Origin of the sequence: Pseudoalteromonas piratica (assembly GCF_000788395.1) — a bacterium.
GTDB lineage: Bacteria > Pseudomonadota > Gammaproteobacteria > Enterobacterales > Alteromonadaceae > Pseudoalteromonas > Pseudoalteromonas piratica.
This window is the reverse complement of sequence record NZ_CP009888.1, coordinates 2,215,243-2,236,369: the sequence shown is the minus strand read 5'-3', so window position 1 is coordinate 2,236,369 and position 21,127 is coordinate 2,215,243. Positions and strand designations below refer to the sequence as shown.

Below are 21,127 nucleotides of genomic sequence, written 5' to 3'. Positions count from 1 at the left end.
ATTATCCTGCATTATTCGGTACTATTACTTCGCGTGTGCCGTTATGACCCGGTGCAGATACAATGCCAGACATTTCCATCTGCTCAACTAAACGTGCGGCACGGTTATAACCGACACGTAATTTACGTTGCACACTTGAAACTGACGCGCGACGACTTTCAATCACAAATGCAACCGCTTCATCGTATAATGGGTCGCTTTCTTCGTCGCTTTCAGCAGTCTCACCTGGTAGTAAGACATCTTCAACTGCCTCTCCGTTCAGTATTTCGTCGACATAATTAGGTTTACCACGCGCTTTCCAGTCATTAACAACCGCATGCACTTCATGATCGTCAACAAATGCGCCATGCACACGAATTGGAACACTAGTCCCTGGTGGTAAATAAAGCATGTCACCCATACCTAATAAATGCTCAGCGCCTTGCTGATCAAGAATTGTGCGCGAATCAATTTTACTTGATACTTGGAACGCCATACGGGTTGGAATATTTGCTTTAATTAGACCAGTAATCACATCCACTGACGGACGCTGAGTTGCAAGCACTAAATGAATACCTGCAGCACGTGCTTTTTGTGCAATTCGTGCAATTAATTCTTCTACTTTTTTACCAACAATCATCATCATGTCAGCAAATTCATCGATTACTACCACGATAGCAGGCAATTTACCAAGCTCAGGGGCTTCCGTTTCCATACCATCAGTGTCTTTCCAAAGTGGGTCTTTGATTGGTTCGCCTGCTTCAATCGCATCCAACACTTTCTGGTTGTAACCCTTTAAATTACGAACACCTAAGGCAGACATTAATTTGTAGCGACGTTCCATTTCACCTACACACCAGCGAAGTGCATTTGCAGCTTCTTTCATGTCGGTAACGACTTCACACAATAAGTGTGGAATTCCTTCGTATACCGATAATTCGAGCATTTTAGGATCGATCATGATCATGCGTACATCATCAGGTGTTGATTTAAAGAGTAATGACAAAATCATCACGTTTACACCAACAGACTTACCTGAGCCAGTAGTACCTGCAACTAATAAATGCGGCATCTTCGCAAGATCCGCCACAACAGGTACGCCCGCAATATCTTTACCTAACACCATCGCTAAGTCAGAAGGGTTATCCGAGAACTTTTTAGCGCCAATTACTTCTGAGAGACGAACTATTTCACGGTGTTGATTTGGCAATTCAAGACCAACATAGGTTTTACCCGGAATAACCTCAACAACACGTACACTCACTGCAGAAAGAGAACGCGCTAAATCTTTCGCTAATCCACTGATTTTCGCAACCTTGATACCCGGCGCTAAATCAAGTTCAAAACGCGTAACAACTGGACCAGGATACACACCAACCACTTCTGCTTGCACGCCGAAATCAAGCAGTTTTACTTCAACTAAGCGAGATACTGCGTCAAGTTCTTCTTTTGTAATCGGGTTTTCTTTTTTGTCTGGTCTATCAAGTAAATCAAGGGTTGGCATTGGACTCGCAGGAGGTGTTGCCTCTAGCAAATCTTCGAATTGTTCTTTAGCCGATTTAGGTTTCACATAGGTTGATTTTTTAATTTCTGGTTCTACAACATCTGTTGTTAGCGCAGTTTGATTATCAACTTGTGGTTCTAATGTACTTAAAAAATCCTCAGAAACAGCAACAGGCTGTTTAGTTTGCTGTTCGTCATCAAATGGAATATCGTCCAGAGCTGAGAAGCTAAGATCATCACTAATCATTTCGTCAAATTGTGCTAGCGCAGGATGAGTATCACCTTTATTCGGTTTTTCGTTGATTGCCGTGTCTTCGAGAGGGGTTGCGTCAAGAGCTTGTTCACCAAACGTAGGTTCAATCGCTTTTACTTGTTCTTGTTGAACTGGTGGCTCATTTGGTAATTCTTCTGGCTCTAAGTTTGCTTCAGGCAATTCATCCACATGGTAACTCACTTGTTTGGGTGTTTGCTGTACTTGTTCATTAGACATAGATTTAGCAGCATTAACTGGTTTTTCTTGATTTTTAAAACGAGAAATGAGTGTTTTTATATAAACCACAGCATTCATTGCCAACTGACCTATTTGGTCAACAAATTGAACCCACGAAACGCCAGTTAAAAGGGTTAAACTTGAGAAAAAGAAACACAGTAAAATAATACTCGTGCCCGTAAAGTTAAAGGCTGGCAACATCGCATTGGCGAACACATCCCCTATTACTCCGCCTGATGAAAACTCATAAAAGTCATCAAAATTAATACTGCTAATTGCAGTAGACGAGATAACAAATAATACGAGACCAACGACGCGCAAAGAGAGTGTTAAGTAATCTAGTTTGAAAACTTGATGAGTCTTTTTGAAAAGTAAGTAACCTAAGCCTTGAATAATTACCGGTACCAAAAGCGCTAACCAGCCAAAACTGAAATACAATAAATCAGCGGTCCACGCCCCTGCTGTGCCCGTTAAATTTTTAACTTTTATATAGTCACCCGTTTGTGACCAAGATGGATCCACAGGATCAAATGTTAATAAAGCAACTAAAACAAACGCTGCGAGTGCAGTTGTTAAAATAAGGCCTGCTTCTAATAGTCTTTGAACACCGTTCAGGCGCATTACAACTCCCCTTTATTCTTTTTATACTCCAGCTATTTATCTTGAATGTCATAGCGACTGAATCAATCGCAAGAAAATAGCATCACTATTCTATTACTACGGTGCTACTTTTAGAAGCGAAACATCATCACTTTTCACTTCTTCCATGACAACATACGTTCTACTTTCGGAAACTGCTGGCAATCGCAGGAGAATATCCCCTAACAAATCTCGATAGGCAGACATATCTGTTACGCGAGTTTTCAATAAGAAGTCAAAGTTACCAGAAACTAGATGACATTCCAGAATTTCATCATGTGTTTTTACCGCTTGGCTAAACTCTTCAAAAACATCGGGTGACGTTTTTGTTAACGTAATTTCGACATAAACAAGTAATGCCATTCCAACCTTTTTAGGGTCAACAATTGCTTTGTAGCCTTTGATATACCCTTCCCTTTCGAGTTTCTTTACTCGCTCTAAACAGGGCGTTGCACTCAGTCCGATACGCCTTGCTAATTCAACATTTGATATTCTGCCATCTTTTTGTAATTCGACTATTATCTTTTTATCAATACGATCTAACACTAGCTTAACCAAATTAGTTATTTATACTTTATATTTTAATTGTATAGTGTTTTATGTTTCATTTTCAATTAAATAAAGTTACATCACCTAATTTAACCTAGATATAATAGTGTTATCTAATACCACAGTTCAAAGTAAGGTGAATTTATGATTATCGGTGTACCTAAAGAAATTAAAAACCACGAATATCGTGTAGGTATGGTTCCGGCAAGTGTTCGTGAGTTAATCAATCACGGCCACAGTGTTTTTGTTGAAGCAAACGCAGGTATTGGTATTGGCTTCACAAATGAAGATTATGAAGCAGCAGGTGCAGAAATCCTGAATACTGCGGAAGAAGTTTTCGCTAAAGCTGACATGATTGTTAAAGTGAAAGAGCCGCAGGCTGTTGAACGTGCTATGTTACGTGAAGACCAAATTCTATTCACTTACTTACACTTAGCACCAGATCTTCCTCAAACAGAAGACCTTATTAAGTCTAAGTCGATTTGTATTGCATATGAAACAGTAACAGACGCACGTGGTGGTCTACCATTACTTGCTCCTATGTCAGAAGTTGCTGGCCGTATGTCAATTCAAGCTGGCGCACAGGCACTTGAAAAATCAAATGCTGGTCGCGGTATGCTGCTTGGTGGTGTACCTGGTGTAGAACCTGCAAAAGTAGTTGTTATTGGTGCGGGTATGGTAGGTAACAACGCTGCGCAAATGGCTGTAGGCATGGGTGCAGATGTGGTTGTTCTTGACCGCAATGTTGATGTATTACGTCGTGTTGACGCGCAATTCGGTAACCGTGTTAAAGCTGTTTACTCTACAGCTGATGCCCTTGAAAAGCATGTTTTAGAAGCGGATTTAGTAATTGGTGGCGTTTTAATCCCTGGTGCAGCAGCACCAAAACTAGTTACTGCTGACCACATCAAACGCATGAAGCCAGGTGCTGCAATTGTTGACGTTGCAATCGACCAAGGTGGTTGTATTGAAACGTCAAAAGCAACAACACACGCTGAGCCAACTTACATTGTTGATGACGTTGTTCACTACTGTGTAGCAAATATGCCAGGTGCGGTTCCACGTACTTCTACCTTTGCACTTAATAATGCGACACTTCCATACATTATTAAGCTTGCTAACAAAGGCTACAAAGCTGCGTTACTTGAAGACTCACACTTCTTGAACGGTTTGAACGTATTTAAAGGCAAAGTAACGTGTAAAGAAGTTGCTGAAGGCTTCAACATGGAATACGTATCACCAGTAGATGCTTTAAACAGCTAAATAAACTACAGACATCAAAAAAAGCAGCGAAAGCTGCTTTTTTATTGCGTAATTTTTATGTTTAAAGCACTTAGATAAAACGTTTGATAATAAAGTCCACTTTTACACGTTTAGCTTGACCTAATAATTTAGCTACTGGCTCTGGGTATTGATGCATTGATTCAAGCTCTTTGTAACTATTAAGTTTTGTGCAATGGGTTAAGATCTGTTGTTTTTCTTGTTCTAGTTGCTCAGTCAACACACCTTCGGCATCATCAAATAAAATTCCATTTTCTATATCTAACCCCCACGCTCTCGGGTTTAGATTGTGACCCGTCATCATTTGATAACGATTGTCGACACTAATACCTTTAAGATGGAATGAGTTCGTCTCATGACGCCAGAGGTAAACGTTTAATAGTCCCGATTGCACGTATTTGTCATTGAGTTTGAGAAATTTGGCTAAGATGGTTTCATATAAATAGGGTAATGCGCCAATTTTACTAAATGGCTTATCGGGAGAGATGTAAAAATCATTTGCGGTTTTATCACCAACCACGATGCTAACCTTAAGCCCTTGTTTTAACTTCTTTCTAAGTACTCTAAGTAATGGTGCAGGGAAATTAAAATACGGGGTATAAAGTACTAATTCCTTTTCACCTAATTCAAACAGGTTTTTTATCGCGCGGTTAAGCATGTTACCACGGCGGCCAAAGCCTAAAAATAAAAAGCTATCTATCGTACCCGACTGTGCTGTAGTGCTGCTTGGGTATTTAGCTCGCTTCAATGACTTCATTAAAGCTCTGTGATCTGACTTGCATTGAGCTAACTTTTTAATTGGGCGCTGATCCAGTCGAATAACGGCATGTGATGAAATTAGTTCATCATCGATAAATTTTAAAAAAGCATTAGCAAGCGATGAATTGTTAATAGTGAAATAACGGTCTAGGCGATATCGCGATTCATATTGTAGATAAACATTATTGAGACTTGCCCCACTATATAAAACAGTGTCGTCAATCACCATGCCTTTAAGGTGTAAAACACCAAATACTTCTTTACCTTTAACTGGTACACCAAATATTCTTACATTGTTTTGGTGTGATTGAAGCTCTTGATAATAAAGCCCTGCATTCCCTTCACTTTCGGCTTCACCAATCAAGCCACGTTGTGCACGGTGATAGTCTACTAGAACATCGACACGTAAATTAGGGTTCGCATTGGATGCAGCATGTAATGCTGCAAGTATTTCTCTTCCAGCTTCATCATCTTGTAAATAAAGCGCTGTAATAACAATACGCTGTTGAGCAAATTTGATTAGTGATAATAATTTTGCTCGATAAGAAGCCGCATCAAGCAGAATTGAAATTTGCTCGCTCTCTAGTTTAAAGCTTGGCTCTTTTTGCCAAAAATCCAAACGCACGCTGTTATCCTGTAGCATCAAAGTTATTTAAAAGCGTCAACATAACAAATTATTAGATTAAACGCACAATTTTTACATCAAAGATTGCCTAAGTGGCTAAATTTACGACGAGTGTTACGTTAAATTGACGCTTTGCAGAAGTTGGTAATATCAAATTCCGTAAAATAATTTACATCTGACTTGTTTTTAATAGAATCAACCGCATTAATTAGCAAAAGCAGTATTAATTAGGAAATGCCATGAGCGCAAGCAAACACAGTAAATTACTTATTTTAGGTTCGGGTCCTGCTGGATACACAGCCGCAGTTTACGCTGCACGAGCTAACTTAAACCCTGTATTAATCACAGGTATGCAGCAAGGTGGTCAGTTAACAACTACGACAGAAGTCGAGAACTGGCCTGGTGATGCACACGGTTTAACCGGACCTGCGCTAATGGAGCGTATGAAAGAACATGCAGAGCGCTTTGAAACAGAAATTATTTTTGATCATATTCATACCGTTGATGTGAACAACCGTCCATTTACCTTAACGGGTGATTCGGGTACTTATACATGTGACGCACTTATTATTGCAACAGGTGCATCAGCACGTTACCTTGGTCTAGATTCTGAAGAAGCATTTAAAGGTCGTGGTGTTTCAGCATGTGCAACCTGTGACGGTTTCTTTTATCGCAATCAAAAAGTTGCGGTTGTGGGTGGTGGTAACACAGCTGTTGAAGAAGCGCTTTATCTTTCAAACATTGCTTCAGAAGTTCACCTAATTCACCGTCGTGACACTTTCCGAAGTGAAAAGATCCTAACAGATCGTTTAATGGACAAAGTTGAAAACGGCAACATTACACTTCACCTTAATCAAACACTTGATGAAGTACTTGGTGATGATATGGGTGTTACTGGTTTACGCACTAAGTCAACGTCAGACGAATCAACAAACGAGATTGATGTTGCCGGCGTATTTATTGCTATCGGCCACTCTCCAAATACCGGTATGTTTGAAGGTCAACTAGAAATGAAAGACGGTTACCTTGTCGTTGAATCTGGTTTAAATGGTAATGCAACCCAAACAAGTGTTAAAGGTGTATTTGCTGCAGGTGATGTAAGTGACCATATCTATCGCCAAGCTATTACCTCAGCAGGTACCGGTTGTATGGCAGCGCTTGATGCAGAACGCTACCTAGACAATCTTAAGTAAAATTCGTTACACTGAAGGCTGCAATTAACGCAGCCTTTTTTATGACAGCACAACTAACACTACTCGATTCATTATCAACTCAATTTCCTCCTGCAAATCTTGCTTTGACAGAGCCAGACGGCTTACTCGCTATTGGCGGTGATTTATCCACTGCTCGGCTAACTAATGCCTATCAAAATGGTATTTTCCCTTGGTTTAATCAAGGTGAGCCTATTATGTGGTGGTGCCCGAGTTCACGTGCCATTCTCAATATTGGACAAATTAAAGTAAGTCGTAGTTTGCGTAAGCTAGCTAAACAGAACAAATACACCATACATATAAATAGGAATTTTGTTGGTGTAATAAATAACTGCATAAAGCAACGAGAAGCTAAAGAAGGTACTTGGATTACGTCAGATATGAAGTCAGCTTATATTGCTCTTCATCAATTAGGACTTGCACATAGTATTGAAGTTTATAATTTAAGGAATGAACTGGTTGGTGGGTTATATGGCATTATGGTTGACCATGTATTTTGCGGTGAATCGATGTTTCACTTTGAAAGTAATTGTTCGAAACTTGCATTCTGGGCACTACATAATCATCTAAAAAACAATAACGTGAATTTTATTGATTGCCAAATTGAAAACCCACATTTGACCTCACTGGGTGTAACGACAATTTCAAGAAGTGATTTTTTAGCTAAACTTAACACTAAGAATACATTTACGCCGAATACTGCAATGTGGCAACCACAACAATTAATAGGGATTTATGACTGAACATTTGCCTGTAAAACTTGGGATCAGCCAACAATTTCCATGTAGCTACATAGAAACAGAACAAGAGCGTTTACTGGTTGTACTTGATCACGAATTTTATACAGAACAGAAATTTGAGCACCTATTAGCGTTAGGATTTCGCCGTTCTAGCGATCAAATATACCGACCGCACTGCCCTAAGTGTGATGCATGTAAAGCAATTCGTCTGGAAGTGTCTGAATTTACCCCGAGCAAATCTCAAAAAAGAATACTTAATAAAAGTAAGCAGTTTAGATTTGAAGTAAGTCACCAAAGTAAAGATATTTATTACACCTTGTATGAAAAATACATTCTTTTACGCCATCATGATGGCGCAATGTTTCCTCCTTCAATTGAACAGTATGAGAGTTTTTTAACTTGCCGCTGGCTTACTATTCATTATTTAGAATTATGGCAAGAAGATAGATTAATCGCTGTTGCTGTTACTGACACTCTTTCACAATCTCTTTCCGCCATTTATACGTTTTTCGACCCAGAGTACGAAGAGTTTAGTCTAGGGACTATGATGATCCTTAAACAAATTGAATATGCAAAACATCTCGATAAACGCTTTTTATATTTAGGTTATCAAATCGATGCTTGCAGAAAAATGAATTACAAAACTAAATTTAAGCCTTACCAAAAACTTAATAATAACGTTTGGCACTTAGATATTAAAAAATAGCTCGAATTACCAATGAGCTCTTTACTTATGCATGGGTTTTCGGCAAAATCTGCAGCTTTAAAGAATACAACTGAGGTTATACGCTCAATATGGCGAAAGAAGACGTAATTGAAATGCAAGGCACGGTCCTTGACACACTCCCTAACACTATGTTCCGCGTTGAATTAGAAAACGGTCACGTGGTTGTTGCACACATTTCTGGTAAAATGCGCAAAAACTATATTCGTATTTTAACAGGCGACAAGGTTACGGTTGAGTTAACGCCATATGACCTTTCAAAAGGTCGCATTGTATTCCGTGCACGTTAATTAGTTTAACGGTATCGAATATAAAAAAGCCCGCTTAAAGCGGGCTTTTTATTGAATAGCTTTTAAGCTTCTACACTTTCTTTTTGATAGCTAAATGTCAGCTGCTTATCTTTAATGCTGACTTTAACATTGCCACCATCAGATAATTCACCAAACAAGATTTCATTAGCAAGTGGTTTTTTCAGTTTCTCCTGAATTAAACGTGCCATCGGACGCGCGCCCATTGCTTTGTCATAACCTTCTTTCGCCAACCATTTACGTGCAGGCTCGGTTACTTCTATCGATACCGATTTAGCATCCAATTGAGATTCCAGTTCGACAATAAACTTATCGACAACTTGCAGTATTACTTTTTCATCTAAGTGATTAAACCAAATTGTATTATCTAAACGGTTTCTAAATTCAGGTGTAAAGGTTTTATTGATCTCACTCATGGCATCATGACTGTGATCTTGTTGTTTGAAACCAATTGATTTACGAATGGTTTCTTGTACACCAGCATTTGTGGTCATTACTAATACCACATTTCTGAAGTCAGCTTTACGACCATTGTTATCGGTTAGCGTACCGTGATCCATCACTTGTAGTAGCACATTGTAAATATCAGGGTGCGCTTTTTCGATTTCATCAAGCAGCACAACACAATGAGGTTGCTTAATTACCGCATCTGTTAATAAGCCACCTTGCTCATAGCCAACATAACCAGGAGGCGCACCAATTAAACGGCTAACCGCATGTTTTTCCATGTATTCAGACATATCAAATCGAACTAGCTCAACACCGAGACATTTTGCGAGTTGTTTTGTAATTTCTGTTTTACCTACTCCTGTAGGTCCCGCGAATAAGAATGAACCAATAGGCTTATCTTCACTTGATAATCCCGAGCGCGATAATCGGATTGCAGCACTTAATGCATCAATGGCATCATCTTGACCAAATACCACCATTTTTAAATTACGATCAAGCAATTGCAGTACTTGCTTATCTGAATTTGATACATTTTGTTCTGGGATACGAGCGATTTTGGCAATAATGTGCTCAATGTCCGATACTGTGACTGTTTTTTTGCGACGTGATGCTGGTAAAAGGCGTTGGCTCGCCCCTGCTTCGTCAATCACATCAATTGCCTTATCAGGTAAATGACGTTCGTTGATATATTTAGCAGAGAGTTCAGCTGCAGCTTTTAATGCCGTTTGCGTGTAACGAATACCATGGTGCTCTTCGTAACGTTCTTTCAAGCCCATTAATATTTTTGTGGTATCTGCAATAGAAGGCTCAACAATATCTATTTTTTGGAAGCGACGAACAAGTGCTCTGTCTTTCTCAAAAATGTTTTTAAATTCATTGTAAGTGGTCGAGCCCATGCAGCGAAGCTTACCACTTGAAAGCAACGGCTTGATTAGGTTAGACGCATCCATGACACCACCAGAGGCCGCACCGGCACCGATAATTGTATGGATTTCATCAATAAACAAGATTGCGTTTTTGTGCTGCTGAAGCTGTTTTAATAATGCCTTGAAACGTTTTTCAAAGTCGCCGCGGTATTTTGTGCCCGCTAGTAGTGCGCCCATATCAAGTGAAAAAACAGTCGCATCTGAAATCACTTCAGGTACTTGCTCATTAACAATGCGATATGCAAGCCCTTCGGCAATCGCTGTTTTACCAACACCTGCTTCACCAACAAGTAAAGGGTTATTCTTCTTACGACGACACAATACTTGTATCGTGCGTTCAATTTCACTATCACGGCCAATCAGTGGATCTATCAAGCCTAGTTCAGCTTGGGTATTTAAGTTAGTCGTAAAGTTCTCAAGCTTCGATTTTTCGTCAACACCTTGTTCAGTATTGCTTTCAATCTCTTGCTCTTCGTCATTACTATGATGATTCTCTTCTTCATCTAATCGAGAAATACCATGCGAAATATAATTAACGATATCAAGACGCGTGATATCGCTTTTTTTGAGCAGATATACAGCTTGGCTCTCTTGTTCACTGAATATAGCAACAAGCACATTAGCGCCATTTACTTCGCTTTTACCGGAAGATTGAACATGAAAAACAGCACGTTGAAGAACACGTTGAAAACCTAGAGTTGGCTGTGTTTCTCGTTCCTCTTCAAGTTCAGGAATAAGCGGTGTGGTTTCATCTATAAAATCAGAAAGCGCAATTTTTAATGATTGCAGGTCAGTACCACAACTCGATAATGCATCGATTGCAGATGGATTATCTAAGAGCGCTAACAGTAAGTGCTCCACCGTCATAAATTCATGACGACGACTACGCGCTTCTCTGAATGCGGAGTTTAAGGTAATTTCCAAGTCTTTATTAAGCATAATAAACTCCTATATAACTTCTTTATTCGGGCTCAAAACTACATAAAAGTGGATGTTCATTGTCACGCGCATATTGATTTACTTGCGATACTTTAGTTTCGGCTACTTCCGCGGTATAAATCCCGCATACTGCTTTACCATCGTAATGAACTTTCAACATGATTTCAGTGGCCCTATCTGAATCCATGTTAAAAAAACGTGCTAGAACCTCAACAACAAAGTCCATAGGCGTATAGTCATCGTTATTTAAAATGACTTTATATTTACGCGGTGGCTTAATACTTTGTCGTTGTTTTTCCTTTTGGCTATCTACTAAATCTGAAAATTGTGTACCACTCATAATTTAATATAGTCATCTCTTGTAAACTCAAGCAACTTTGAGTATTAAAAATTAAAAAATTATTTAAATTGTTAAAAACAATTAAAAAATACTTGACTGTTTGCTCATTTAAACTACAGTCAATAGGTGTTTATTTACTAAGCAATTGACGAACAAAAGCTTGTGTAATCCGCAACACCAGTTCGTTTTAAACTTGGTAAATAAATTACCATGTAGAATAACATGATTTTAGTCAACTTATAGAAGGATGTTGAGGTATGGCTTGCGGAAAAGTCAAATGGTTTAACAACGCAAAAGGGTTTGGGTTTATCGTAGAGGAAGGCAGCACGGAGGATATCTTTGCGCATTTTTCAACCATTCAAATGGATGGCTACAAAACACTTAAAGCCGGCCAAGATGTAACATTTGAGTTGCAACAAGGTCCTAAAGGCCTACACGCGACCAATATTGCGCCATCTGAAGGCGATGTTTAAGTATTGATACTTAAATAATATATTATTAAAGAAGCGGATTACACCGCTTTTTTTATCTCTTAATTTTCCCAATACCTGTCAATTGAACATTTTGTGATTGCTAATTCTTTTTATTTAAACTAGCCCTGCTATACTATCGGCCAATTGTCAGCCATTAAAATATCGCTAGACTAACTCAACTAAATTCAGTTTTTGTGATTTTGCAAAATCACACCCCTTTCAATGTAAGTATTGAACGCCGTGTTTATATGGCATTTAAAAGTTAGGAATAATAATGACTAGTAAATCTAAGATAATTTATACAAAAACGGATGAAGCACCGGCATTAGCCACCTACTCGTTTTTACCAATTGTAAAAGCGTTCAGCGCTGTATCTGATGTAAACGTAGAAACTCGTGACATCTCTTTAGCAGGCCGTGTGATCGCAAATTTCCCTGAGTATTTAACTGAAGAACAACGTATCGGTGATGCGCTTGCTGAATTAGGTGAATTAGCTAAAACACCTGAAGCAAATATTATTAAACTTCCTAACATCAGTGCTTCTATTCCACAGTTACAAGCTGTTATAAAAGAACTTCAAGCACAAGGTTATGCACTTCCAGAATACCCAGAAGAACCTAAGAACGAAGAAGAAGCAAAGGTTAAAGCAACCTACGACAAAATCAAAGGTAGTGCTGTAAACCCTGTACTTCGTGAAGGTAACTCTGATCGTCGCGCACCTGGTTCAGTTAAGAATTATGCTAAGAACAACCCACATTCAATGGGTGCATGGTCAAGTGAATCAAAATCTCATGTTGCTTCAATGAACGAAGGCGATTTCTTCGCATCAGAGCAATCAGTAACCGTTGAGTCTGCTGATGATGTTCGTATTGAGTTCGTAAACGAAAACGGTGATGTTGACGTATTAAAAGCGTCTGTACCTCTTCTTGCGGGTGAAATCATCGATAGCTCAGTAATGAGTGCTGCTGCGTTAAACAGCTACCTTGAGCGTGAAATCAGCGCAGCAAAAGACGAAGACGTTCTGCTATCATTACATATGAAAGCAACGATGATGAAAGTGTCTGATCCAATCATCTTCGGTCACGCAGTAAAAGTATTCTACAAAGATGTATTTGCAAAACACGCTGCAACATTTGAAAAATTAGGTGTTGATGCAAACAATGGTATTGGTGACGTTTACGCTAAAATCGCACAATTAGATGACGCAACACGCGCTGAAATTGAAGCTGATTTACAAGCTGTTTATGCTAACCGCCCTGCACTTGCAATGGTTGATTCTGACCGTGGTATTACTAACTTACATGTTCCAAGTGACATCATCATTGATGCGTCAATGCCAGCATGTATTCGTTCATCAGGTCAAATGTGGGGCCCGGATGGCAAGTTAAAAGATACTAAAGCGCTTATTCCAGATCGTTGTTACGCAAGCGTTTACCAAGCAACAATTGATTTCTGTAAAGAAAACGGTGCATTTGATCCAACAACTATGGGTAGCGTACCAAACGTTGGCCTTATGGCTCAAAAAGCAGAAGAATACGGTTCACACGACAAAACTTTTGAAATCAAAGCTAAAGGTCAAGTACGCGTAGTTAACCAAGCGGGTGTTGCAGTGATGTCGCATGACGTTGACGCGGGTGATATCTTCCGTATGTGTCAGGTTAAAGATCTACCAATTCAAGATTGGGTAAAACTTGCTGTTAATCGTGCACGTGCAACTGGCACACCAGCGGTATTTTGGTTAAACGAGAACCGTGCTCACGATGCACAGTTAATTAAGAAAGTTAACCAATACTTACAAGACCACGATACAAATGGTCTTGATATTCGTATTCTTGCTCCATTTGAAGCAACACAATTCTCATTAGCACGCATCAAAGAAGGTCAGGATACAATTTCTGTAACAGGTAACGTACTTCGTGATTACCTAACAGACTTATTCCCGATCCTTGAGCTTGGCACAAGTGCAAAAATGCTATCAATCGTTCCTCTAATGAATGGTGGTGGTTTATTTGAAACAGGCGCAGGTGGTTCAGCACCTAAACACGTTCAACAGTTCGAAAAAGAAAACCACTTACGTTGGGACTCTCTTGGTGAATTCTTGGCATTAGCGGCTTCTTACGAGCACCTTGCTGTAAATACAGGCAACTCAAAAGCACAAGTACTCGCAGATACTCTTGATGCGGCAACAGCTAAATTCTTACTTGAGAACAAATCACCTTCTCGTAAAGTAAATGAACTAGACAACCGTGGTAGCCATTTCTACCTAACCATGTTCTGGGCACAAGAACTAGCTGCACAAGACAAAGACGCTGAACTGAAAGCTAAATTTGCACCTATTGCAGACCAATTAACTGCAAATGAAGCTGTTATTGTTAAAGAACTTAACGATGCACAAGGCGTTGCCGTTGATATTAAAGGTTACTTCCAGCCTAGCGAAGAGCTTGCATACAAAGCAATGCGTCCTAGCGACACATTCAACAACATTATCGCGCAAATCGCATAATCACACTGTTTGAATGATAAAAAGGGCAACATGTTGTTGCCCTTTTTTATTTGCTACAATATCAACCTTGCTTGTAATACACCCAAAATCATGACCCGATTATCTAAACCTAAATCTGCGCATATTAAAAATACCCCCAAACGTACGACTCAGCGAAGTGTTGGTACAGTTAAAAAGCATGGTAAAACCCGTGACGTAAAACCCCACCAAGGTCCAACCCACATCGTACTATTTAATAAGCCATTTGATGTACTCAGCCAATTTACTGACGAAGGAAATCGAAAAACACTGGCTGATTTTATCGATATTAAAGATGTGTATGCTGCCGGTCGTCTCGATAGAGACAGTGAAGGTCTACTGTTACTGACCAATAATGGAAAGCTACAGCATAAAATCGCTTCGCCCAAACATAAATCGCCTAAAACCTACTGGGTGCAAGTAGAAGGTGACGTTACAGAAGAAGCAATCAATGCACTATCGCAAGGTGTTCTACTCAAAGACGGTAAAACCCTACCAGCTAAAGTTAAGCGCATCGCCGAACCAGATGTATGGCCGCGTAATCCTCCTATACGTGAACGCAAAGCTATTCCAACCACTTGGTTATCCATCACCATCACCGAAGGCAAAAATCGTCAGGTAAGACGAATGACCGCACATGTTGGTTTCCCAACATTACGCTTAATTCGTTATTCAATTGGTAAATATACACTTGATGGTATTGAAAATGGCCAATTTAGACTTATAACTGAGAATAATTAAGCACCGCGCACTATCATTTTTAATCATGTTTTATTAAAACAGCTATGATATAATTCGCGCCTCAAATTTTCGGAGTAATTCAATACCATGAGTGATAACAGTAACATCAAAGTCATCGTTGGCATGTCTGGCGGTGTAGACTCTTCCGTTTCAGCTTATTTACTTAAGCAACAAGGCTATCAAGTAGAAGGCTTGTTTATGAAAAACTGGGAAGAAGATGATACTGATGAATACTGTGCAGCTGCAGAAGATTTAAAAGATGCACAAGCAGTATGTGAAAAACTCGGTATTGAGTTACATACAGTGAACTTTGCCGCAGAATATTGGGATAATGTGTTTGAGTATTTCCTTGCTGAATATAAAGCAGGTCGCACGCCAAACCCTGATATTATGTGTAACAAAGAGATCAAATTTAAAGCATTTCTTGAGTTTGCTGCAGAAGCACTCGGTGCTGACTACATTGCTACAGGTCACTATGTTCGTCGTGGTGAAAAAGACGGTAAAGCGACCCTAGTACGTGGTCTTGATGACAATAAAGATCAAAGCTATTTCCTATACACCCTTGGTCATGAGCATGTCGCGCAAACCTTATTCCCAGTAGGCGAAATTGAAAAGCCTGAAGTACGCCGCATTGCTGAAGAACAAGGTCTTATTACCCATGATAAAAAAGACAGCACGGGTATTTGCTTTATTGGTGAACGTAAATTTAAAGACTTCCTACAAAAGTTCTTACCGGCACAACCAGGAAAGATTGAAGATTGCGAAGGCAATGAAGTGGGTGAACATGAAGGTTTAATGTATCACACACTAGGCCAGCGCAAAGGATTACTTATCGGTGGAATGAAAGAAGGGTCAGGTGAACCTTGGTATGTGGTAGATAAAGACATCGCAAGAAATGTGCTTGTGGTTGGTCAAGGTAAAGATCACCCTCGCCTTTATTCAAATGGCCTAATGGCAAATCAACTGCATTGGGTTGACCGTGTAGGTCCACAATCAACATTACGCTGCACAGTTAAAACCCGCTATCGCCAAACGGATATTCCGTGTACTTTACTGGTAGGTGAAGATGGTGTCGCTCGCGTATTATTTGATGAACCGCAAAAAGCTGTCACGCCAGGCCAATCAGCAGTTTTCTATGTTGAAGAATCCTGTCTCGGCGGTGGTATTATTGATTCGGTGATCCGCTAATGGATAAAAATCAGGTTATGGCACTTGCCGCTATGTGCCAAATTACCAAAGCCGTGCAAAAGGTTGCTCAAACCGGTTCAATCACAGATTATGAAATGCAGCAGTTATTGTCGGGTATTTTAGTCACTAGCCCAGATTCACCGTCTGATGTGTTTCGTGACATGGACTTACGTAAAGGCTACCAGTTGGTGGTTGAGCAACTCGATGCGGGTCAAAACAAAAGCATTGAATTAGTCAAATACGTGGGTGGATTAATTCAATTAGAACGTGCTTTAAATGCAAACCCAAAAGCCCTTAATGAACTCGGCTCACGCATTAGTTCAATTGACGCACGTTTGGCTCATTTATCCATCTCAGATGACGCCATTATCGCAAGCCTTGCGGATATTTATGCCGATGTAATTAGTCCGCTTGGACAACGTATTCAAGTATTTGGTAAGCCAGCATTATTACAACAAAAATCGGTGCAACATCGTATTCGCGCCCTGTTGTTAGCTGGTATACGCGCCGCAGTATTATGGCGCCAAGTAGGTGGTAAACGCCGCCACTTCTTTTTTGGCAAAGGTAAAATTGTCAAAATTGCAAAACAGTATTGTTAATCTCTAGTACAAAAATTTAGGAGTGATTATGGAGCTTTCAGCGTTAACTGCTATTTCACCTGTTGATGGTCGTTACGGCAGCAAAACAACTGAGCTTAGAGAAATCTTTAGTGAGTATGGCCTAATTAAATACCGTGTTACTGTTGAAGTACGTTGGTTACAAGCACTTGCTGCTGCAGAAGGTATTGACGAAGTACCGTCACTAAGCGCTGAAGCAAATCAAATCTTAGACAACATTGTTGCAAACTTTAATGAAGAAGATGCAATGCGTGTTAAAGAGATTGAACGCACAACCAATCATGATGTAAAAGCTGTTGAATATTTACTGAAAGAAAAAGTTGCTGATAACGCTGAGCTAAACGCAATCAACGAATTCATCCACTTTGCATGTACTTCAGAAGACATTAACAACCTATCGCACGGTTTAATGCTAAAAGAAGCTCGTGAAAATGTATTACTGCCTTACTGTGACAAACTACTTGAAGCAGTACATGCGCTTGCAAAAGAATACCAAACAATCCCGATGATGTGCCGTACTCACGGTCAGCCAGCTTCTCCATCTACTATGGGTAAAGAAATGGCTAACGTGTATATGCGTTTAAAGCGTCAGCGCGACCAAATTGCTAATGTTGAGCTACTTGGTAAAATCAATGGTGCCGTTGGTAACTACAATGCACACCTGAGTGCTTACCCTAATTACGACTGGCACGCACATGCTGAAAAGTTTGTAACGAGTCTAGGTCTTGAGTGGAATGCATTTACAACACAAATCGAACCGCATGATTACATCGCCGAACTTTACGATGCAATTGCACGCTTCAATACTATCTTAATTGATTTTGACCGTGACGTTTGGGGCTACATTGCGCTTAATCACTTCAAGCAAAAAACAATTGCAGGTGAAATTGGTTCATCAACTATGCCACACAAAGTTAACCCAATTGATTTTGAAAACTCTGAAGGTAACTTAGGCATTGCGAACGCTATTTTTGCTCACTTAGCACAAAAACTACCAGTATCTCGCTGGCAGCGTGACCTTACGGATTCAACCGTATTACGTAACTTAGGTGTTGGTATGGGTTATGCGTTAATCGCTTACCAAGCAACACTTAAAGGTATTAGCAAATTAGAAGTTAACCAAGAGAAGCTACTTGCTGAACTAGACCAGAACTGGGAACTACTTGCTGAGCCAATCCAAACTGTAATGCGTAAATATGGCATTGAAAAGCCATATGAAAAACTTAAAGAGTTAACACGTGGTAAGCGCGTTAACAAAGAGATCATGGCTGATTTCATCGATAATCTTGATTTACCAGAAGCGGTAAAAGAAGAATTAAAACAACTTACACCTGCCAATTACATTGGCCGTGCAGTTGAATTTATCGACGACATCAAATAACCAGCAGTTTTAGCTTGAATAAAAAGCGAAAGGTATTTCTAATATCTTTCGCTTTTTTATTATAAAAATTAGAGACTCATATGTACCAGCTCAGTTTCAATATCAAAACACCAAACGGTGTGAAAACCCTCTCTAAACAAGAATTCATTAATGAATATTGGCAAAAAAAGCCGGCATTAATTAAGTCTGGTTTTAATGATTTTGTTGATCCAATTAGTCCAGATGAACTTGCTGGCCTTGCAATGGAAGAATGCATTGAGTCACGTCTTATTTCAAATCACAATAATGAGTGGCAAGCACACCACGGTCCTTTTGAAGATTTTGAGTTACTAACACCTAAAAATAGTACCCTACTTGTGCAAGCTGTTGACCATTGGCACCCTGAGGCTGCCGCCTTAATCGAACCGTTTCGCTTTATCCCTAACTGGCGCATCGATGATTTAATGATCAGTTTCTCAACACCGAATGGTGGCGTAGGGCCTCACTTGGATCAATACGATGTGTTTATTATTCAAGGCCAAGGTAAGCGACATTGGCGCGTTGGAGAATCTAAGCAAACCTTCAATGAAGTGATTCCGTGCAAAGATCTATTACAAATCGATGGATTTGATGCCTGTATTGATGAAGTACTTGAAGCTGGTGATATTTTATATATTCCGCCTGGCTGCCCACATGAAGGCTATGCAGTTGAAAACGCTATGAACTACTCAGTCGGTTTTAGAGCACCTAATCAACGCGAAATGTTATCGTCGTTTTCAGATTACTTAATTGATAATGATTCAGGTAATAAACGCTACAGTGACCCTAATCTTCAATTACGTCAAAACCCTGGCGCGTTTTTGCAAAGCGAGGTGAATGACGTTAAAGCCCAAATGTTAGATGCTCTTAATAACAGTCACGATTTTAATTTGTGGTTATTACAGAGCCTCAGTGAAGCTAAACACGATTTAGACTTAGCACCGATTGAAGATGAATTTGATGAAAATTATCTCATTGAATTGTTACAACAAAGTTGTGAAATCAATCGTTTAGGTGGTCTTCGTTGTTTCTACTTATCAACAGATCACTCTGTGTTATTTGCCGTAAATGGTGAAGTATTAACACTACCAGCTTCCTGCTTGGAATGGGTGAAGGTACTTTGCGAGAACGTGACTGTGACCTCTGATCAGATAAAAAGTTCCACAAGTTGTTCACACTTTATACAAAACTTTACTAATCTTTTAAATGAGGGCTATTGGTACATCGATTAGTAGAGGCACAAATGAGCTTTACATTTAAGCAAGTGACATGGCGAGAAAAACGCAAAGAATTACAGCAAGTGAGAGAAAAAGTATTTGTATATGAATACCATATCCCTGCTGATATTGAATTTGATAAATGCGATTTAAATTACCAGCACTTGCTTGGTTTTGACCATAACGGTAACAGTATTGCGACAGCGCGCATCAATAACCAAGGTGAAATTGGGCGTGTCGCTGTGTTACAAGCTTATCGTACTAATGAATTTTACACCCTAATGTTTCAACAGATTGCATTGTGTGCAAAACAATTAGGTGCAGAAGAATTATCTTTTAACTGCAATATTACTGAAAAAGATAAATTCACACAGTGTGGTTATGCAGCCCGTGGGAACGTGTTTATGGAAGCAGGCATTGCGCGACAACGTCTTGTGTGTCCGCTGTCACGCTTTGATCCTAAACCTTTTACGCTGGTACACTAGCCCAAAGTTTGTCGTTATTGTAAAGATCATATAAACCGTGTGCGCGGTTTACTAGCAAGTTTGCGAAATCGACTTGCGCTTTTTCGCGTACACCTGCATTCATAATCTCTTCCGCTTTCATTTGCCATTGGAATGAAAAATATCGCAATGCATCACGCGCATTCGTTGCTGCAGTCACTTCTACATGATCTGTTGGTAGATTGCCAGAAATTACCCAGTATGTTTTACCTTGTTGGCTTTTGATCTTCCAAATAGCACACATAGGAGCAAGGTAACGGCTTTCTTTATCTAAAATTGCTTTTGGTAAAATACCTTTTTCTGCAAGGTGTTTATTCGCACGATCTAATGTTTCGCGTGTCCATTGGTTTCGTGCAGCATCAATTTCAGCTTGTGTTGGTTGTGGTTTTTGTTCTTGGTTTTCCATAATACATCTTTAGAAAATTTCAATTGCCCCACTCTACTGATTCAACACAACCAAAGCAAGCGGTAACGTTAAAAAGATGAATTGGGTTGTGTCAGAAATGTTAATTCTTGTTCACTCGATACTCGGCCAAGAATTTGATTACGATGAGGGTAGCGTCCAAATTGGTCGATAATGTTTTTATGTGCAACTTCAAAGTCATAACTCGGATGATTCTTATACAGAGAAAGCGCTATTTCATGAATTATCTTACTTTCACTGTGCATATAAGGTAAATATAAGAAACCTACCTCGGTTTCATTCAGTTGTTTATCAAACCATTTTTCGATTGCCTGTTGTGCTAGAACGAGTGCTGTTGCATCCTGATTAAATGCAGCAGGCGTTCCGCGGTATATATTTCGTGAAAACTGGTCTAAGACAATAATTTCACAGAGTGCGCCTTGAGCAGAAGTACGCCACTCAAACAATTCGCCAGCCTTTGCCGCTTCTAACGTAGATTTAAATTTTTGTGATATTAATTCATCAACATCATGGTCCACTGCAAACCATTGCTCAGCCGTTAACGTGTTAAACCAAAAGTCATATACCGTTTGATAATTCAT

The 21,127-nt window shown here is 39.6% G+C and carries 20 protein-coding genes; 13 read left to right on the top strand and 7 right to left on the bottom strand.

The features are described 5' to 3' along the window. Position 1 precedes the first annotated feature (1 nt). Positions 2–2,593, bottom strand: a complete 2,592-nt coding sequence (locus OM33_RS10415; RefSeq protein ID WP_038641478.1) for a DNA translocase FtsK — start codon at positions 2,591–2,593, stop codon at positions 2–4. Positions 2,594–2,689: 96 nt separating this feature from the next. Beyond that, entirely contained in the window at positions 2,690–3,157 is a 468-nt protein-coding gene (gene lrp, locus OM33_RS10410) for a leucine-responsive transcriptional regulator Lrp (RefSeq protein WP_038641477.1), read from the bottom strand. 147 nt (positions 3,158–3,304) lie between these two features. Here lrp and ald point away from each other — a divergent pair, with 147 nt between their 5' ends. Next, positions 3,305–4,423, top strand: a complete 1,119-nt coding sequence (gene ald / locus OM33_RS10405; RefSeq protein WP_038641475.1) for an alanine dehydrogenase — start codon at positions 3,305–3,307, stop codon at positions 4,421–4,423. 70 nt (positions 4,424–4,493) lie between these two features. Here ald and pssA read toward each other — a convergent pair whose 3' ends face one another. Continuing rightward, the gene (gene pssA / locus OM33_RS10400; RefSeq protein WP_038643262.1) at positions 4,494–5,819 is read right to left on the bottom strand and encodes a CDP-diacylglycerol--serine O-phosphatidyltransferase; all 1,326 of its coding nucleotides are present in this window, start codon (positions 5,817–5,819) and stop codon (positions 4,494–4,496) included. Between the two features lie 245 nt (positions 5,820–6,064). Between pssA and trxB the strand changes: the two genes are divergently transcribed. The 4 genes from trxB to infA all read left to right on the top strand — a co-directional run bounded on the left by trxB (position 6,065) and on the right by infA (position 8,790). Further along, on the top strand, positions 6,065–7,018 hold the full coding sequence (gene trxB / locus OM33_RS10395; protein WP_038641473.1) for a thioredoxin-disulfide reductase: 954 nt from the start codon (positions 6,065–6,067) through the stop codon (positions 7,016–7,018). Positions 7,019–7,059: 41 nt separating this feature from the next. Then, the gene (gene aat / locus OM33_RS10390) at positions 7,060–7,779 is read left to right on the top strand and encodes a leucyl/phenylalanyl-tRNA--protein transferase (protein WP_038641471.1); all 720 of its coding nucleotides are present in this window, start codon (positions 7,060–7,062) and stop codon (positions 7,777–7,779) included. Further along, complete coding sequence (locus tag OM33_RS10385) at positions 7,772–8,482, top strand: arginyltransferase (RefSeq protein ID WP_038641469.1); 711 nt, start codon at positions 7,772–7,774, stop codon at positions 8,480–8,482. Before aat ends, OM33_RS10385 begins: the two co-directional genes overlap by 8 nt. Before the next feature lie 89 nt (positions 8,483–8,571). Beyond that, on the top strand, positions 8,572–8,790 hold the full coding sequence (gene infA / locus OM33_RS10380; protein WP_010560183.1) for a translation initiation factor IF-1: 219 nt from the start codon (positions 8,572–8,574) through the stop codon (positions 8,788–8,790). 62 nt (positions 8,791–8,852) lie between these two features. Here infA and clpA read toward each other — a convergent pair whose 3' ends face one another. Together clpA and clpS are read right to left on the bottom strand one after the other, a co-directional pair. Beyond that, positions 8,853–11,123 carry an ATP-dependent Clp protease ATP-binding subunit ClpA gene (gene clpA / locus OM33_RS10375; RefSeq protein WP_038641466.1) on the bottom strand — a complete coding sequence of 757 codons (2,271 nt, stop codon included), beginning with the start codon at positions 11,121–11,123 and terminating at the stop codon, positions 8,853–8,855. Positions 11,124–11,145: 22 nt separating this feature from the next. Beyond that, on the bottom strand, positions 11,146–11,463 hold the full coding sequence (gene clpS, locus OM33_RS10370) for an ATP-dependent Clp protease adapter ClpS (RefSeq protein ID WP_038641464.1): 318 nt from the start codon (positions 11,461–11,463) through the stop codon (positions 11,146–11,148). Positions 11,464–11,720: 257 nt separating this feature from the next. Here clpS and cspD point away from each other — a divergent pair, with 257 nt between their 5' ends. The 8 genes from cspD to OM33_RS10330 all read left to right on the top strand — a co-directional run bounded on the left by cspD (position 11,721) and on the right by OM33_RS10330 (position 20,104). After that, positions 11,721–11,936, top strand: coding sequence for a cold shock domain-containing protein CspD (gene cspD / locus OM33_RS10365; RefSeq protein ID WP_038641462.1), 216 nt, complete (start codon positions 11,721–11,723; stop codon positions 11,934–11,936). 274 nt (positions 11,937–12,210) lie between these two features. Then, positions 12,211–14,439: an NADP-dependent isocitrate dehydrogenase gene (locus OM33_RS10360; RefSeq protein WP_038641460.1), complete on the top strand. Its 2,229-nt coding sequence runs from the start codon at positions 12,211–12,213 to the stop codon at positions 14,437–14,439. Positions 14,440–14,529: 90 nt separating this feature from the next. Next, the gene (locus OM33_RS10355) at positions 14,530–15,198 is read left to right on the top strand and encodes an rRNA large subunit pseudouridine synthase E (RefSeq protein WP_038643259.1); all 669 of its coding nucleotides are present in this window, start codon (positions 14,530–14,532) and stop codon (positions 15,196–15,198) included. An 87-nt stretch (positions 15,199–15,285) separates the two neighbouring features. Further along, on the top strand, positions 15,286–16,386 hold the full coding sequence (mnmA, locus tag OM33_RS10350) for a tRNA 2-thiouridine(34) synthase MnmA (protein WP_038641459.1): 1,101 nt from the start codon (positions 15,286–15,288) through the stop codon (positions 16,384–16,386). Then, entirely contained in the window at positions 16,386–16,985 is a 600-nt protein-coding gene (gene hflD / locus OM33_RS10345) for a high frequency lysogenization protein HflD (RefSeq protein ID WP_038641458.1), read from the top strand. Before mnmA ends, hflD begins: the two co-directional genes overlap by 1 nt. Before the next feature lie 28 nt (positions 16,986–17,013). Next, positions 17,014–18,384 carry an adenylosuccinate lyase gene (purB, locus tag OM33_RS10340; protein WP_038641456.1) on the top strand — a complete coding sequence of 457 codons (1,371 nt, stop codon included), beginning with the start codon at positions 17,014–17,016 and terminating at the stop codon, positions 18,382–18,384. 80 nt (positions 18,385–18,464) lie between these two features. Continuing rightward, positions 18,465–19,634: a cupin domain-containing protein gene (locus OM33_RS10335; protein WP_038641454.1), complete on the top strand. Its 1,170-nt coding sequence runs from the start codon at positions 18,465–18,467 to the stop codon at positions 19,632–19,634. Between the two features lie 11 nt (positions 19,635–19,645). Next, positions 19,646–20,104, top strand: coding sequence for a GNAT family N-acetyltransferase (locus tag OM33_RS10330; RefSeq protein WP_038641452.1), 459 nt, complete (start codon positions 19,646–19,648; stop codon positions 20,102–20,104). Here the strand turns inward: OM33_RS10330 and OM33_RS10325 are convergent. Both OM33_RS10325 and OM33_RS10320 read right to left on the bottom strand, forming a co-directional pair. Continuing rightward, on the bottom strand, positions 20,088–20,528 hold the full coding sequence (locus OM33_RS10325; RefSeq protein ID WP_038641450.1) for a DUF4826 family protein: 441 nt from the start codon (positions 20,526–20,528) through the stop codon (positions 20,088–20,090). The two genes, OM33_RS10330 and OM33_RS10325, sit on opposite strands and share 17 nt — an antisense overlap. Before the next feature lie 68 nt (positions 20,529–20,596). Continuing rightward, positions 20,597–21,127, bottom strand: a complete 531-nt coding sequence (locus tag OM33_RS10320; protein ID WP_038641448.1) for a DUF924 family protein — start codon at positions 21,125–21,127, stop codon at positions 20,597–20,599.